Genomic DNA, 17,559 nt, shown 5'->3' with positions numbered 1-17,559 from the left:
ATTTTTACTTTTGAAAAAGAAAACATATTAAATGAGTTACAAAAACTTTCCAATGGTGTCAAAAGTTATTTTTGGCAGAGGTAGTTTCAATCAGTTAAGTGAAATTTTAGCCCCAAAACGCTTAAACATGAACGCCCCATTTATTTATTTAATAGATGATGTGTTTAAAAACGATCCTTGGCTAACATCGCGAATTCCGTTAGCCTACGATGATAAAATACTATTCATTTCAACTGAAGAAGAACCAAAAACATCCCAAGTAGATGATTTGGTAGATGATATAATTTTGACCACAAAAGAATTACCATCAGGTATTATAGGCATTGGTGGTGGCTCAGTTTTAGACTTAGCAAAAGCCGTATCTATTATGCTTACCAACGAAGGAGAGGCTAAAGATTATCAGGGCTGGGATTTAGTAAAGCATGCCGCTTTATATCATGTTGGTATTCCAACTATATCAGGTACTGGTGCCGAGGTTTCTAGAACAACTGTTCTTATTGGTCCCGAAAAAAAATTAGGCATCAATTCAGATTTCACCCCTTTTGATCAAGTTATTTTAGACTCAGAACTTACTAAAGATGTGCCAATAGACCAATGGTTTTACACAGGTATGGATTGTTATATTCATTGCATAGAATCTTTAAAAGGTACATACTTAAATACTTTTAGTGAAACGTATGGCACAATGGCTTTGGAGTTGTGTAAAGAAGTATTTTTAGATAATAATTTAACAGCTATTGAATCCCAAGAAAAACTCATGATGGCTTCATGGCATGGTGGTATGAGTATTGCCTATTCCCAAGTGGGTGTAGCGCATGCCATGAGTTATCCATTGGCCTATTTACTAGGCATAAAGCATGGTGTTGGAAATTGTATTGTTTTTGATCACTTAGAAGAGTTTTATCCAGAAGGAGTTGAACTTTTTAAAGCTATGAAGAAAAAACATAATATTGCCTTACCTCAAAACATTTGTGCCGATTTAAGTGATGAAGATTTTGATAAAATGATCAGCATTGCTTTAAATTTGGTACCCCTTTGGGAAAACGCTTTAGGTAAAAATTGGAAACAAATTGTAACCCCTAAAAAGTTAAAAGAACTTTATAAAAAAATGTAAAAAGCGATTTTTTACAGTAGTAAAACATTAGTGTCCAATTAAAGAAACAAGGCTTCGTTAAAAGAAAATAGAATAAAGAGCCTTCGGGGAATTATTCAGATTAATTATTAAAAAAAGCTAGGCCACAAATCAGTAATCTCTTTAATAAGCCATTATCACTGTGTTTACAGTGAATTGTAAAAGTTTTATCGGATAACACTGGTAGTAAAAGGAAAATTACCTGAATAATCTTAGTATGGCACGGAAATTGAATTATATTTACTGTGTTAGAAAATGAAACATAAAGTAAACAAAACATTTGTTCCTAAAAAGAAACATGACTAACCCACAAAAACAAAGCTACTTCCATTTGAAAGTAGCTTTTTTCTTTTCACATAATTAACCTTATTTAACTTCTTCTAAAGCATTGTCTATAAGTGTTCTTAAATGCTGTTTATGTGCTATTGAAGCCACATCGCCAGATATACCAGCCATTGCTTTTATTTTCTTTAAATTATATAGAGCCATAGACTTAGCATTGCTAGTATAACTACCACTTTGTTTTCCTGTTAGCATACCTATAAGCATATGAGTATATTCTAACTGCAAGTTTTGTCTAAACGAGTTCACATTACCATAAATATCCGCTTTAAAAATAGCATTATTTAAATCGGTCATAAAAGAAGCTAATTGATATTCATTTCCGTATAATTCAGAATCAGAAATACGTTGTAGTGTATTATAATGCAAAAGATGATTCAATACATTTTTTTGATAGGTTAAAACTTGATTGTGAATTTTTGGATCTTCAGGAGTTTTAAAATTAAAACCACGACGTTGTATTGCTAAATAATTGTACAAATCATTTGGTGCATCAAAAGCATTTGGTGCAAAAACATACTTGCTTAAAGCAGCCATAGCACGTTTTTGATCTTTTAGACTTACTGGTGTGTAAGACTGTGTGCCACCTTCTTGTCCTGCCATAGCTCTGTCAACATACACACCACCAATAAATCTTGATATGGTGTTTCCAGCGGTTGCTTTCTGTGAACTTAATAAATAATATACGCGTCTTAATTCCTCATACGATTCACCTGATTTTGTAAACTTTGTTTTTACATCTTTCATTAAGTTGTTAGACAATTCTATTCTGTCTATAGACCATGTAATTTGATCATTTGATTGATCGGACACATTCACTCGTGGGTCAATTGCTTTTCCTGGTGCACGCATGTCATCAGCATCATTTCCAAAAATATGTTCTGGTTTTGTAGATTCATTTAATAATGCTTGGTGCTCAGCTTCAGATGCAAATGGTTGATAACCTAGCTGTATGGCCCAAATATCGTAAGGACCAACAGTAACGTCATCATATTGTCCTTGTTTGCTTCGGTCTTTGGTAATGTTTAAGGCAGCATAGTCCATAACTGAAGCCGTTAAACATTTCCCTTCAATAAATTCGGCATCATTTAACTGTTCTGGAGAAAATAACTGACTCGCTTTCATATTATGATTTAAACCTAAAGTATGCCCAATTTCATGCATAATTAAAGCCGTCATAGATTCCTTTTTAATACGATCCATTTCAAAATCAGAATTTGTATAAGCCGCTGCGGCGGCACTTGCAAACATAACTTCTTCTTGTAGTTTATGTCCTAATGTGCAATGCATATGGTTTGGTTCGTTATGTTCAGGTGCTTCAAAAGGCGTGTCTAAAGTTGCTAAACTATACACTTTATCATAAAAAACCCGGTTGGTAAAATGTGCAAATTCCAGCATAATATCGGCACCTAATATTTGTCCTGTTTTTGGGTTTACAAAACTTGGACCATATCCACCAAACGGAGGTTTGGGTGATGATGTCCAACGCAAGACATTGTATTTAATGTCTCCAGCATCCCAAGTGGCATCGTCAGGTTGTACTTTTACAGCGATGGCATTTTTAAATCCTGCTTTTTCAAAAGCAACATTCCATTGTAAAACAGCATTGGTAATGGTTTCTCGCCATTCTAGAGGTGTAGAGTTTTCTATCCACCAAGTAATAGGCTCAACAGGTTCAGAAATAGCGGCATTGGGGTCTTTCTTTTCTAAATGCCATCTATGAATCAAATCTCTATACGCTATGCTCTTGGTAGTCGTTTTATCATCAACTTGAGTAATGAAATAGCCCACTCTTGGATCGTCGTATCTAACTTCATAATTATTTTCTGGCATGGCCATTAAACTTTGAAACACTTTTATACTCACGTTTCTGCCATCAGCAATAGCATTAGAACCATTATTTAATACAGCAGGGGAGGAATACACATATTCTACTTCTATATTTGTGTTTTCTGAATAGTTTTTTATAGAATTAATTTTAGTTTTCGATTTGTTTAAACTACCGAGTTTAAAAGCTGTTGGCGATTTTCCAGGAGAACCAGGGCTTTTAACTTGAGTAAAAGTTTCATTTAAAAAAAGTTCATCGGCTTTAATTAAATAGAGTCCATTCTTTTTATCATGTGCTTCAATTTGTAAACTAGCCAAATTAGCATTGGTTATATTGGCTTCTTTAGATTTAGAAAGTGGATTTTTCGGATCAAAATAAAACGATGTATTTTGAGCTACAAACTCTATTTTATTAAAATATTTTTCAATTTTAACAACTTTAGAACCTAGGTATGAACCTCTGATTGTTCTGCCAGCATCTACAACACCATCGGCTATTTGACTGAAACAGATAAATTCCTTATCTATTTGGTTGTCTGATATAATCATTTGTAATGATCCCGTAATGGTATCCTGATAGATAGGAAATAACCCTTCAATTGTTTTGCTGGATTTTACTAGTTCTACAATTGTTTTTTCTTTTTTAGTAGGTCGAGCAGGTGCTTCTGTAGTGTCTCCTTTTTTATTTTTCTTTTTTTTGTTTTGGGACTCTATATTTTGAAAAGATAAGAGTGCAAACAGGGCCCATGCGATATAGGCGTAACGGACTGCGTGTAATTTGGTGTGTCTCATAGTACATTTAGTGGTGCTAACAGGAAGTTAACTTTTAATTGTTTTTGAATTAGTCGAGCTAAAAATACTACATAATAAATTATTTTTTCTAATAATAATGTTAAAACACACTATAAATGTGCACATTAACTAAAATTGTTTAGAAAAAATCAAGACAAATAGACAAATAATTAAAGTGCACCAAGAATTTTATCCATAACCCAATTGGCATGAAGTGCAGACAGCCCCGTAGAAGGATGGGTGAAATTTTTATGAATTAACATATCGCGCATACCTTCCACATGATATATTTGAATATGTTTTGGATTATCAATAAAAAGTGACTCTTTTTTTGTTTTGCTTTCTAATACTATGGCGTTTTCATGAAATATGGAAAACTCAATCTTTCCGTCACTTCCGTAAATAGTTACTTTATCTAAAGAATCATGGCAATCAAAATTCCAAGTGCCAGAACCTGTCACATTGTTTTGATGTAACCAACATGCTGTAATAGCATCTTTTGCGGTATAGTTTTTTTGCTGATTTAAACTAATACCATGAGCTTCTTTAATATCGCCCAAAAGAAAATTAAACAAATCTAGCCCATGACTTGCTAAATCATCAAAATAACCAGCAGGAGCTATTTTTGCATCGGTACGCCAGTTGTAAGTACCAGATTTATCTAAATCGCTTGCTGGTTTACTAAAATGCCAGTTAATGTGCCTCACCTCGCCAATATATTGGTGCTTTAGCCATTCATTAATTTTAGTAAATCGGGGCAAAGAACGTCTGTAATAGGCAACAAATAACGGCAGTTGTTTTTCTTTAAATAGATTATAAACTTCTAAACTTTCAGCATAACTGGGTGTCATTGGTTTTTCAATGCAGCACATTTTACCTGCTTCGGCAACCTTTAAAGCATAAAGTTTATGTGTGTCTGGAGGGGTTGCAATATAAATTGCGTCTACTTCATCATCATTAATTAAGTCATCAGCATTGGTGTAGTATTTTTTAATACCATGTCGGTTGGCATAATCTTGAGCTTTTTCAGTATCTCGCCTCATGACTGCTACAAGCTCAAAACCTTCGGTGTTTTTATATGCAGGACCACTTTTAACTTCGGTAACGTTGCCACAGCCAATAATACCCCATTTGATTGTTTTTTTATCTTCCATGTGCTATTCTAAAAATAAAAAGAGAGCCTTTAGACTCTCTTTAATAAACTTACAAATATTAATCCTCACTTTCTTCCATCGTGTGATATACATTTTGCACGTCGTCGTCGTCGTCTAATTTTTCTAAAAGCTTTTCAACATCGGCAGCTTGCTCTGGAGTCAATTTTTTTGTTACCTGTGGAATACGTTCAAAACCAGACGATAATATTTCAATACCTTTTTCTTCTAAAGCTGCTTGAATAGCACCAAAACTTTCAAAAGGCGCGTAAATTAAAATGCCATCTTCATCGGCAAAAACTTCTTCGGCACCGTAGTCTATAAATTCCAACTCAATTTCTTCGGCGTCTAAACCTTCGGCATTGATTCTAAAATTACAGGTGTGGTCGAACATAAATACTACCGAACCCGAAGTACCTAAACTACCATCACATTTATTAAAATAACTACGCACATTCGCTACGGTTCTGGTATTGTTATCGGTTGCGGTTTCAACTAAAACAGCAATTCCATGGGGTGCGTAGCCTTCAAAAATAACTTCTTTATAATCTCCTTGACCTTTTTCGCTTGCTTTTTTTATAGCCCGTTCTACGTTGTCTTTAGGCATATTTACCGCCTTGGCATTTTGCATCACAGCTCTTAACCTAGCGTTACTTGCCGGATCTGGACCGCCTTCTTTTACGGCCATTACAATGTCTTTTCCAATGCGTGTAAATGCCTTACTCATAGCAGACCAACGCTTCATTTTACGTGCTTTTCTAAATTCAAAAGCTCTTCCCATACTAAAGTTTAAAGTTTAAAGGTTTAAGGTCAAAAGTTTTTTCAACCGATGCAAATTTAAAAAAATCTACGAATTGAAATAACGGATATTAATTTTTATAGTGTGATATACAGAAAACTGTTACTGAACACTGATTACTTGGTTTTAATCTTCATCATCCGGTTCTACAATAGCCTCAATAGCTTTTGCTAGTTTGAAATCTTTTTCGGTGACACCATTTTCAGAGTGAGTTGATAATGAAATGGTTAGTACATTATATACGTTGGACCAGTCGGGATGATGGTTTAATGCTTCACACTCGAAAGCGATCCTACTCATGGCGCTAAAGCAGTCTTTAAAATTTTCGAATTCAAATTCGGCATGAATGGCATCGTCATAATAATCCCACTCAGGTAAATTTAATAATCTTTTTTCTATGTCTTCGGCAGAAAGTTTGCTCATAATAATGGATTTATTAATTAATATTAAATTTTTACTAATTTACTAATTTCAAATGAATAATGTTTTGTTATTCTAGGTTAAACTATGCAGGATTGCTGTTGTATGGCTGGGACACCCGCGTTAGGGGTTGTACTGGAAAGCCCACAGCGACGGAGGAGCGAGGACTTGTAAGGAAAAACCCGACCCGATAGGGAACGCCCGAATGCCTTATACTTCTAGTTCGGTGATGATGTCTTGGCTTATTATTTGGAGGTCTATTGGTAATAAATTGTATTTTGGTAATACGGCCAAATACCGGTCATCATTAGTGGTATAGACTTGCTTGTATATGGCGTTTTTAAGACCTAGGGATTTTGTAAGGTCTTTTATGAATTCGTCGTGATGTACTAAATCGGTACTGCCTAAGTGAAAAATGCCTGATTTATTTCGGTTAATAATGTAGTGAATTTGTAGGGCTACCTTGCTATCTGTTGTGACATTCATTATTAAATTAGGAAACACTTCAACGGGTATATCTTCGCTTATATTTCGAGCAATTTCTTGAACTCTGGGAGATTGTTTGCCAAAAACCATGGGAAGCCTTAAAATGGCGACTTGGTTTTTTGGTAGGCGTAGCAGCATGTTTTCAATTTTAATTTTGAAATGTCCGTACACACTGTTGCTTAATGTTTTGTCTTCTTCGTAGCTCGGGTACTTGCTATAGGCATCAAAAACATTGGACGATGATAAAAAGATGATTTTTGTTTTTTTTGAAAATACATACTCTGCAACATGTTTATGAGCTATAAATTGGGTTGCAAAATCACCGCGAAGTGCCGAAATAATGATGGTAGGTTTTACAATATTGAGTATTTCGTAAACATCATCTTCTTCAAAATTGTATTGAAAAAAATGCTTGTTTTTTTCTAATTGAATATTTGATGTGTTGTAGGTTCCGAAAGTTTTAAAATAAGAGCAGAGTTCTCTATAAATGGCATTCCCTAAAAAACCACTGGCACCTAAAATTAATATGCGATGTTTACTTTCTTTCCCCTGTGCTTTCATTAACCTGATTTAGGTTTGCTCTTTATAAAACGGTAATTTGACAACCGTTGCTGGTATGGCATTTTTACGTATTTGGATGTAGATTTTACTTCCAACTTGGGAAAAATCAGTAGGCACATAACCTAAACCAATACCCTTGCCCAAACTTGGAGACATGGTCCCCGAGGTTACTAGGCCTATTTTGTTGCCGTTACTGTCTACAATATCGTAGTCGTGACGCGGAATACCACGTTCGTCTAGCTCAAAAGCGACTAATTTGCGTTCTGGACCTTGTTCTTTTTCTTTTTTCAAAGCTTCGGAATTTGTAAAGTCTTTGGTGAATTTTGTTATCCAGCCCAAACCAGCTTCAATAGGTGAGGTGCTGTCATTAATATCGTTTCCGTAAAGGCAATAACCCATTTCTAAACGTAGGGTATCGCGGGCCGCCAACCCAATAGGTTTGATACCAAAATCTTTTCCTGCTTCAAATACTTTATCCCAAATTTGTTTGACTTCGCTGTTCTTGCAGTAAATTTCGAAACCGCCACTACCTGTGTAACCTGTTGCCGAAATAATAACATGTTCAATACCTGCAAAATCACCCACTATAAAGTTGTAAAAATTGATAGCCGATAAATCGTGACTGGTTAAACTTTGCATCGCTTCAACCGCTTTGGGTCCTTGAATGGCTAGTAACGAATAATCGTCACTTAAATTGCGCATGGTAGCCCCCATGTTATTTTGAGACTGAATCCAGTTCCAATCTTTTTCAATGTTGCTGGCATTCACCACCAGTAAATAGGTTTGTTCTTTAATTTGGTATATAATTAAATCGTCTACAATGCCACCCGTTTCGTTTGGCATGCAGCTATATTGTGCTTTACCAATGCTTAATTTTGAAGCATCGTTACTTGATACTTTTTGTATAAGCGCCAAAGCATGTTCGCCTTCAATTAAAAACTCGCCCATATGTGATACATCAAAAACGCCAACGGCTTTTCTAACGGTTTCGTGTTCTATAGTAACACCTTCGTATTGTACAGGCATGTTAAAACCTGCAAAGGGTACTAATTTAGCGCCAAGGGATTCATGGGTTTTTGTTAAGGCTGTATTTTTCATTGATAGACTCTTTAATTTTACGAATGCAAATGTATTGAAATTTTATAGATAGACGTTTTTATTAAAAGTTAAAACCTGGATAGGTTAGGGGAAATGGAAAACATGTTTTTTTGTAAACGCTACTATTTTTATGGAGTTAAATGTGTTATAATGGTTGAGCTATGGTTTTGGTCTCGCTATCATTAAGCAGGAGCTTAGAGATAGCGGATAAATAAAAAAGGTTTAGATGTAACAACACACCTAAACCTTATATAATTTCTTTGTTAAAAATTATTTCAGCAAAAAAGCTTTCAAATCTTCATAAGTTGAAATAACTACCGATTCTTTTTCTTTCCCCATAACCGATTGAATTTGTTCTGGTAAGGGTTGCTCTTCTTTAATTACGGCTTCAACAACATCTAAAAACTTGGTAGGATGTGCGGTTTCTAAAAACACACAGTGTGCGTTAGCATTTTCTTTTAAATAAGCCTTGCAACCTAAATAGCCAACGGCACCATGTGGATCGGCTACGTAGTTGTAATTATCAAATATTTCCAGCATGGCAGCTTTAGTTTCTTCATCTGAAAAACTATAAGACGATAGATTTTCTTTTAAACTGCTAAAATTGTTTTTGTAGATTTCTTGAATACGGACAAAGTTACTTGGCGCTCCAACATCCATAGCATTACTAATGGTTTGTACCGATGGTTTAGGCTCGTATAATTGGGATATTAAATAACGTGTTACTACATTATTAGCATTGTTTGATGCTACAAAATGGTTAATAGGTAGCCCTAATTGTTGTGCCATCATGCCAGCGCATATATTTCCAAAATTGCCACTTGGTACCGAGAAAACGATGTCTTTATATTCTTTATGCAACTGTTTGTAAGCAAACATAAAATAAAATAACTGAGGCAACCAACGTGCTACGTTTATAGAGTTTGCAGAGGTTAACTGCATATTGTTGGTTATAGACTCATCTAAAAAAGCGGTTTTCACCATGTCCTGACAATCGTCGAAGGTACCATTAACTTCCAAGGCTTTAATGTTTTGCCCAAGTGTCGTGAGTTGCATTTCTTGAATATCGCTTACTTTTCCGCTAGGGTATAGGATTACCACATTAACACCCTTAACGCCTAAAAACCCGTTGGCTACGGCGCCACCGGTATCACCAGAAGTTGCCACCAAAACAGTGACTTCCCTGTCATTATCTTGGTTAAAATACCCTAAACAACGCGCCATAAAACGTGCGCCGACATCTTTAAAAGCCATGGTTGGTCCATGAAACAGCTCTAAGGTAGATATGCTATCGCTAAGTTTCACTACAGGAAAATCAAACGATAAAGTTTCTTCAACAATCGTTTTTAAAATGGCTTCAGGAATTTCTGGAGACACAAATTGTTTAATGGCTTCAAAAGCAATTTCTGAATACGATAAGTCATCAATAGTATCAAAAAACGCTTTAGGAAGCGGTGTAATGCTTTCTGGAAAATACAACCCCTTATCGGGCGCAATACCTTTAATAACGGCGTTTTTAAAAGTTGAATTTGCTGCTTTATGGTTTAGTGAGTAATAGTTCATTTTGTTTTGAAAATTGACCGAAGACGGAAGACGGATGACCGAAAGCCGAAAGCGGGTAGTTTATTTTATGTTCTTGCGAAAAGCGCTCATCATGTTTATAAGATGAATAGTTTATGTTTTTTGAAAATTGACCGAAGACGGAAGACAGATGACTGAAAGCCGAAAGTGGGCAATTTATTTAATGTTCTTGCGAAAAGCACTCATCATGTTTATAAGATGATATGCTTCTTCATATAATTTAATAAATTCATTTTCGGCAATGTAGTTCCTTCTTTTTGCTTTAAATAAACAGGTTACAACTTCAGCTAAAGAACGAATGGAATAGCCAATGAATCTTTTTTGTTCAGGATTTGATTGACCGATAGAACCTTCAGTAATATTTAAAGCTATGGAATCTGCTGCTCTACAAATTTGAGAAGCTAGATTAAATTTTTCTCTATCGGGAAAATTCATGGAAACTTGATCTATAATTTCACCAAAGTCCATTGCTTTTTGCCAAATAATAAGTTTTTCAAATTTGAATTTATTCATTTTATAATTTTACGCCTTAAACACCTGTCTTCTGTCTTCGGTCATCAGTCTTAAAGAATCTTAACCCCTTCCACATTAATCTTCGACACATGAATATCGAAATCTATTCCTGTTTTAGAATAAACATATTTCATGCTATCTGCTACTTTTTCAGCTGTTTCACTTCCCTTATTTAAAGTGAAAATAGAAGGTCCGGAACCTGAAATACCTGCACCCAAAGCGCCTGCTTTTAAGGCTTCGGCCTTAACGTCGTTGTAATGTGGAATCAGCTGACTTCTATATGGTTCTACAATAACATCGTGTAGTGATCTTTGAATTAGATTATAATCGTTCGTATGCAACGCATGAATTAAACTTCCAAAATTAGCCCACTGCGCTATGGCATGGCTTAACGAAACTTCTTTAGGAAGGATGGCTCTAGCTTCGGATGTTTTTACTTCAATTTGTGGATGAATAATGGTGGCGTATAAATCGTCTGGACAAGGAATTTCTAATATTTCCAACGGATTGATACTTTTTACTAAGGTGAAACCACCGAATAGGGCAGGGGCAAGGTTATCGGCATGTTCACATTTACTAGCCAACGCTTCGCCTTTAATAGCAAATTCGGTTAATTGGGTTTTGTTATAGGGTCTTCCCAAAAGTTCGTTCATACCATAAACACTACCCACAGCACTGGCGGCACTGCTTCCAATACCACTACCGGGTTTTATGTTTTTATAGATTTCGATTTCAAATCCGCATTCGGGTTTAGCAGCTTCATACATCGCCAATGCCGAAACTCCAGCTACATTCAGCTCTGCTTCATAAGGTAAATCGAAGCCTTCAATTTTTGTAATATAAATTCCTTTTTTAGCGATTTTTCTAATCACCATTTCGTCACCAACACTGTCTAAGCAAAACCCTAATACATCAAAACCACAAGCTACATTGGCTACGGTTGCAGGTGAAAATATTTTTATTTCGTTCATTTTTTTGTCAATAGTCATTAGGCAATAGCCATTAGTCAATAGTCAATTTTTTAATCATTTCCAATTCTAATAATATCGGCGAATAAGCCAGAAGCGGTTACTTCGGCACCAGCACCAGCACCTTTAATAATCATAGGCTGTTCTGGGTAGCGTTGTGTGTAAAACATCACGATATTATCTTTTCCTTGTAGGTTGTAAAAAGGGTGATCGCTTGGTATTTCCTGTAAACCAACACTTGCCTTGCCATTATTAAATTGCGCTACATATTTTAACTGACAGTTTTTCGCTTTCGCGGAAGCATATAAGGCTTGATAATGTGCTTCGTCTGTAATTAATGTTTGATAAAAATCATCAACAGAATCGCTTTTTACACCCAAATCGGATAAAAAGGAGGTATTATCAATGTCTTCCAAATTCATTTCAACACCGCTTTCTCTTGCAAGGATTAATATTTTTCTAGCAACGTCTACACCACTTAAATCGATTCTTGGGTCTGGTTCGGTGTAACCTTCGGCAGCAGCTTGTTTTACTACATCATAAAATTTAGTGGTATCGTTAAAATTGTTGAATACAAAATTCAAACTCCCAGACAACACGGCATGAATGGAAGTAATTTTGTCTCCTGAAGCTATTAAATTGTTTAACGTATCGATAATAGGTAAACCAGCGCCCACATTGGTTTCAAATAAATAGGGTGCATTGTATTTTAATGATAAACGCTTTAATAATTTGTAGTTTTCATAGTCGCTAGAACATGCAATTTTATTACACGCTACAACACCAATACTTTGTCGTAAATATTTTTCGTATAAACCTGCCACATCTTTATTTGCAGTAACATCTACAAAAATACTGTTACGGAGATTCAATGATTTTGTATTTTCAAAAAAGCCCTCTAAAGTAGCGGTTTCGCCGGTTTCTAATTGCTCTTTCCAATGGGTTAAATCGATGCCATCTTCACTAAAAATCATTTTTCTGGAATTGGATAATCCAGCAATACGTAAGTTGATTTTCAGGTTTTCTTTTAGGTATTTTCGTTGCTGTTTTATTTGTTCTACCAATTTTTCGCCAACATTTCCAACACCCGTAATAAACACATTGAGCTGTTTGGTTTTGCTTTCAAAAAACTGCTCGTGTAACGTGTTAAGTGCTTTTTTAACATCATTTTGCAAAATAACTGCAGAAATATTTTTCTCTGAAGCACCTTGTGCAATGGCTCTAATATTGATGTTGTTTTTACCCAATGTACTAAACATTTTTCCGCTAATACCTTGGTGGTTTTTCATGTTATCGCCTACTAAAGCAATAATTGATAAGTCTTTTTCAACAATAATTGGATCGATTTTATGTAAAGCGATTTCGTTTTCGAACGTTGCATCAATAGCAGTTTTGGCTAATTCCGCATCATTTTCATCAATTCCTAAGCAAATAGAGTGCTCAGATGATGCTTGTGTGATTAAAATGACATTAATCTTTTCTTGGGAAAGTGTTTCAAACAAACGTTTAGAAAACCCAGGAATGCCAATCATACCACTTCCTTGAAGTGTTAGTAAAGCGATATTTCCAATATTGCTAATACCTTTTACAGGTGATGTAGAAATAGTTTCTTCGTTGGAAATAACAGTACCGGCAGCTTCTGGCTCTAAAGTGTTTTTAATGTGAATAGGGATATTCAAATCCAAAACCGGCTGTACTGTTGGCGGAAACAACACTTTTGCCCCAAAATGAGACAATTCCATAGCCTCTTGGTACGATATTTTTTCGATAGGGTAGGCTTGTTTTACCAGTTTTGGGTTGGAAGTAAACATACCACTAACATCTGTCCAAATCTCTAACTGTTCTACCTTTAGCGCTGCGGCAACAATAGCTGCAGTAAAATCAGAGCCACCACGCCCCAAAGTAGTTTGTTCGCCTATTTTAGATTTTGATATAAACCCAGGCAGTATCGTGATTTGTTGTGATGCCGTATTGAAATAGGCTTGAATATTTTTGTTGGTTATAGTATAATCGACTTCAGCTTTAGTGAAGTTGGAATTTGTAATGATTAGTTCTTGCGAATTTTTACTTTCGGCTGATAAACCGCGATTCTTCATGGTTTCAGCAATAATGAATGACGAAAGCATTTCTCCATAACTCACCAACTTATCGGATGTTTTTGGAGATAATTCATTTATTAAAAAGATACCGTCCAGCAGACTTTTAAGGGCATTTAGTTTTTCATCAATAAAAGCTATTATAGGAGTGCTTTTTTCAAGATTAAGCTCATTAACAATATTAAAATGAATGTCTTGTATTAAATTAAATGTATCAATATATATTTTGTCTTTGTTTTGCGCTTGCTTACCTGCTAAAAGTAATTTGTCTGTAATACCGCCTACAGCAGACACTACACATATTACTTTATCTTTTTTTGTATAATTATCTAAAATGTTAATAACGTTATTTATGTTTTTTGACGAACCTACAGAAGTTCCTCCGAATTTTAAAACTTTCATGTTTATATTATTTAGTTCACTAAGTTGATATTTGTTAACTGTGTTCACTGATATGCTTCGTAGTTGTTTTTCAATGGTCACATGCAATTTTTACATATACATTCTTTATGCTAGCAAGAACAAGTTTTGGAAATTTCATGTTTTAATGAATTGATGATTTAAAAAAAATATTAAAGATGTTGTAATTGTAAAAATCACAAGGATAGCCTGAAGAATATATAATTAGCAACCCCAAGGGGTTGTAATAATGGTAGTTGTTCCAAAAGTAAAAGCGTTCCTTCTTGTTGAAAAAGGAAGCATCATGCTCGTATTTTGGTTTGAATGATTCATTATATCTATAATAATAGAACCCAAAAATATCACATTTAACCTTATAAAAAAATTAAAAATTCTTTTTTGCAGTATTCTTATATTCAAACAGCTTTCATTTAAGAAAAACAACTATTTAAAAATAGAATTGAAAAATCTATAATAATTGTTAACTGCCCTTAAAAAGTCATAAAACCTATTCTTATTTAATTAACCAACATTATGCTAAAATTATAGATGATTTTTAACAATATATTTTAATTAATATCGTTTAAATACTAAAATATTCGATAAAATGTTGTTTTTATAAAAATTTTCGTATATTTGTAACGTTAATCCATAAAAAACCTACAAAATGAAACTCCAAACACTCTCAAAAGGAATTCTAATAGCTCCATGTTTATTATTCGCGTTATTTACGCAAGCCCAAGGAACTTCAAAACTTGCTCAGGAAAAATCTACTATTGTAAAAACCGACATACCAGATGTTATTGGTAGTGCCGGTTTAAATAACACTGCCAAAGAGATAGATATGACGGGGGAAGTTATAGATGATAAAGATACTATTGTTATAGAAAGAGGCTTTGTTTACAGTACTTCTGAAAAGCTTCCAACGGTTTCAGACACCAAGGTCATTGCGAAAAGTAGCGAAGGAACTTTTAGTAATAAATTATCAGAGGTATCAACAAACACAATTTATTATATTAGACCTTATGCGACAACCGAAAAAGGTACCTATTATGGAAGTTTAAGTATTATAGATACCAGTACACAATCCAATATTGATGTTAATTCAAAAGTGAGACTTAAAACCTATCCCAATCCATCAACCAATTATATTAGTCTTTCGGGTTTAATGGAAACCAAAAACTATATTATTTATAATATGACGGGAAAAGAATTAGCAAGAGGTAGTGTCTCTTACAATAACAAAATAGATGTTAGGTTTTTAGATAATGGATTATATCTTTTAAAATTAGATGACTTTGAAATAATTAGGTTTGTAAAAGAGTAAATACTACTTACAGTTAAAAAAATCACCAATAAATCCTTGACCAATTTTTAGTTGAGGATTTTTTTATTGAACTCATCTTGACTTTTGGTTTTTAACCGAAAATGAGATAAAACTTGTACAGATGAGGCGCTTTTTGCAAGACATAGCATCGCTACGCATAAAAAAGTAACGAAATATGGTTAAGGTTTAGCCATTCCTGCCTGCCGGCAGGCAGGTTTTAGGAAATAGAAAAAGTAGAGATATGTTCATTATATAAAAGCTATTATATAAAGCAACGGCTTGATTTAAAATATAAAAATGCGTAATATTAATGTTGATTAGAAACACATTTATTACATGAGGCCCATGGGAATGGCATTCACAGGGGGATGATTATTCAGGTTATTCCTCTGACCAAATAAAAACAATAAATAAAAGCAGATGAAGATATTATCTAAAGAACAAATTTATCAAGGAGATACATTAACCATAGAACGTCAAAATATTTCATCTACATATTTAATGGAACGCGCTGGTTCAAAAGTTTTTAACTGTATGCATGTGCGTTTACAAGGCGCTCAAGTGCCAATTCACATATTTTGTGGTATTGGTAATAACGGTGGTGATGGGTTGGTTTTGGCAAGACATCTAATTTTAGAGGGCTATAATGTTAAAATATATATTGTTAATTATAGTGATAAACGGTCGAAAGATTTTTTAATTAATTATGATAGAATTAAAAGTATCACAACAGATTGGCCAACTCTTTTAAATAATAAGGAAGATTTTCCCGAAATAAATGCAGAAGATATTATTGTTGACGCTATTTTTGGTATAGGTCTAAACAAGCCTGTCGATAATTGGATTAAGGATTTATTTGTTCATTTTAAGAAAGCCAAGGCATTTACATTATCTATTGATATTCCTTCAGGATTAAGTACCGATAATGTACCCAAAGATGAAAATGCTGTTGTTTGGGCAAGTTATACCTTAAGTTTTGTAACGCCCAAATTAGTGTTCTTTTTACCCGAAACGGCAAAATATACTACGCAGTGGGAAGTTTTGGATATTGATTTGGACGTCGATTTTTTATATGAAACTGTTGCTGAAGCCGAATTAATAGGAAAGCATGAAGTCTTGCCTCTCTATATGCCAAGAGACAAATTTTCGCATAAGGGCCAATTTGGACACAGCTTAATTATTGGGGGGAGTTATGGTAAAATTGGTGCCGTTATTTTAGCCAGTAGGGCAGCTTTGTCTTCTGGAGCAGGTTTGGTGTCTGCTTATGTGCCGAAATGTGGTTGTGTACCCTTGCAATCCGCTTTTCCAGAGGCGATGGTTATCACGGATATAGATGAGGAAAAAATAACCAAGATTGATTTCGACATCATACCTACAGTCATTGGATTTGGAGTAGGCGTGGGAACCGATGCTAAAACGATACAAGCTTTTGAAGATTTTTTAAAAAAGAATACAGCGCCACTTGTTATCGATGCCGACGGTATTAACCTATTAGCGCAAAAGAAAGCATTATTAAAATTAGTACCAAAACAAACGGTTCTAACACCACATCCCAAAGAATTAGAGCGTTTAATAGGTAAGTGGACAGACGATTTTGATAAATTAGATAAGGTAAAAGTCTTTTCGAAAAAACACAATCTAATAGTTGTAATTAAAGGCGCCAATACCATTACCGTGTTTCAAGAAAAGTTATATGTGAATTCGACAGGAAACCCCGGTCTTGCAACCGCAGGAAGTGGTGATGTGCTAACAGGAATCATTACGGGTTTAATATCACAAGGGTACCATCCATTAAACGCAAGTATTTTTGGGGTTTATTTGCATGGAAAATCGGCAGACATTGCTGTTGAAGATTATGGTTATCAAAGTTTGATAGCAAGTCATGTCATTGATTATTTAGGTGAAGCTTATAAGGATTTATTTAAACTGCCAGAACAACCAGAAGTAAGGGAAGCGGAAGATGAAGGTGAGAAGTAGAGGCTTTAAATCTGCCAGCCCGATTAAAAGAGTACCCATTTTTTGAATTTGCAGCCTTCTCTTAGATAGTTTGTTAAATTAACATATAGG

Annotated in this window: 13 protein-coding genes; 3 read left to right on the top strand and 10 right to left on the bottom strand. The window is 34.6% G+C overall.

The features are described from left to right. The first annotated feature begins 31 nt into the window (after window positions 1-31). On the top strand, window positions 32-1,114 hold the full coding sequence (locus CJ739_RS17465) for an iron-containing alcohol dehydrogenase family protein (protein WP_236951541.1): 1,083 nt from the start codon (window positions 32-34) through the stop codon (window positions 1,112-1,114). 384 nt (window positions 1,115-1,498) lie between these two features. Here CJ739_RS17465 and CJ739_RS17460 read toward each other — a convergent pair whose 3' ends face one another. The 10 genes from CJ739_RS17460 to thrA all read right to left on the bottom strand — a co-directional run bounded on the left by CJ739_RS17460 (window position 1,499) and on the right by thrA (window position 14,168). After that, a complete protein-coding gene (locus tag CJ739_RS17460) occupies window positions 1,499-4,093 on the bottom strand; it encodes a zinc-dependent metalloprotease (protein WP_117177643.1) in 2,595 nt (864 codons plus the stop codon). Between the two features lie 170 nt (window positions 4,094-4,263). After that, entirely contained in the window at window positions 4,264-5,247 is a 984-nt protein-coding gene (locus tag CJ739_RS17455) for a Gfo/Idh/MocA family protein (RefSeq protein ID WP_117177641.1), read from the bottom strand. A 58-nt stretch (window positions 5,248-5,305) separates the two neighbouring features. Next, the gene (locus CJ739_RS17450; RefSeq protein ID WP_117177639.1) at window positions 5,306-6,025 is read right to left on the bottom strand and encodes a YebC/PmpR family DNA-binding transcriptional regulator; all 720 of its coding nucleotides are present in this window, start codon (window positions 6,023-6,025) and stop codon (window positions 5,306-5,308) included. 144 nt (window positions 6,026-6,169) lie between these two features. After that, complete coding sequence (locus CJ739_RS17445; RefSeq protein WP_117177637.1) at window positions 6,170-6,466, bottom strand: 4a-hydroxytetrahydrobiopterin dehydratase; 297 nt, start codon at window positions 6,464-6,466, stop codon at window positions 6,170-6,172. A 207-nt stretch (window positions 6,467-6,673) separates the two neighbouring features. After that, window positions 6,674-7,510 carry a sugar nucleotide-binding protein gene (locus CJ739_RS17440; RefSeq protein WP_117177635.1) on the bottom strand — a complete coding sequence of 279 codons (837 nt, stop codon included), beginning with the start codon at window positions 7,508-7,510 and terminating at the stop codon, window positions 6,674-6,676. Window positions 7,511-7,519: 9 nt separating this feature from the next. Beyond that, window positions 7,520-8,608: a glycine cleavage system aminomethyltransferase GcvT gene (gene gcvT / locus CJ739_RS17435; protein ID WP_117177633.1), complete on the bottom strand. Its 1,089-nt coding sequence runs from the start codon at window positions 8,606-8,608 to the stop codon at window positions 7,520-7,522. A gap of 270 nt (window positions 8,609-8,878) precedes the next feature. Further along, window positions 8,879-10,171, bottom strand: a complete 1,293-nt coding sequence (gene thrC, locus CJ739_RS17430; protein ID WP_117177631.1) for a threonine synthase — start codon at window positions 10,169-10,171, stop codon at window positions 8,879-8,881. A gap of 174 nt (window positions 10,172-10,345) precedes the next feature. After that, window positions 10,346-10,702, bottom strand: a complete 357-nt coding sequence (locus CJ739_RS17425) for a four helix bundle protein (RefSeq protein ID WP_117177629.1) — start codon at window positions 10,700-10,702, stop codon at window positions 10,346-10,348. Between the two features lie 50 nt (window positions 10,703-10,752). Beyond that, on the bottom strand, window positions 10,753-11,673 hold the full coding sequence (locus CJ739_RS17420; protein WP_117179096.1) for a homoserine kinase: 921 nt from the start codon (window positions 11,671-11,673) through the stop codon (window positions 10,753-10,755). A gap of 50 nt (window positions 11,674-11,723) precedes the next feature. Continuing rightward, window positions 11,724-14,168, bottom strand: a complete 2,445-nt coding sequence (gene thrA / locus CJ739_RS17415) for a bifunctional aspartate kinase/homoserine dehydrogenase I (RefSeq protein ID WP_117177627.1) — start codon at window positions 14,166-14,168, stop codon at window positions 11,724-11,726. Between the two features lie 664 nt (window positions 14,169-14,832). On the opposite strand from thrA, the gene CJ739_RS17410 reads away from it, so the two are divergent. Both CJ739_RS17410 and CJ739_RS17405 read left to right on the top strand, forming a co-directional pair. Further along, window positions 14,833-15,492 carry a T9SS type A sorting domain-containing protein gene (locus tag CJ739_RS17410; protein ID WP_117177625.1) on the top strand — a complete coding sequence of 220 codons (660 nt, stop codon included), beginning with the start codon at window positions 14,833-14,835 and terminating at the stop codon, window positions 15,490-15,492. A 420-nt stretch (window positions 15,493-15,912) separates the two neighbouring features. Continuing rightward, on the top strand, window positions 15,913-17,469 hold the full coding sequence (locus tag CJ739_RS17405; protein WP_117177623.1) for an NAD(P)H-hydrate dehydratase: 1,557 nt from the start codon (window positions 15,913-15,915) through the stop codon (window positions 17,467-17,469). The last annotated feature ends 90 nt before the right edge of the window (window positions 17,470-17,559 follow it).

It is taken from the genome of Mariniflexile sp. TRM1-10, from assembly GCF_003425985.1.
Taxonomy (GTDB): domain Bacteria; phylum Bacteroidota; class Bacteroidia; order Flavobacteriales; family Flavobacteriaceae; genus Mariniflexile.
Note: the sequence above shows the minus strand (reverse complement) of the source record. Positions and strands in the feature narration are given on the sequence as shown.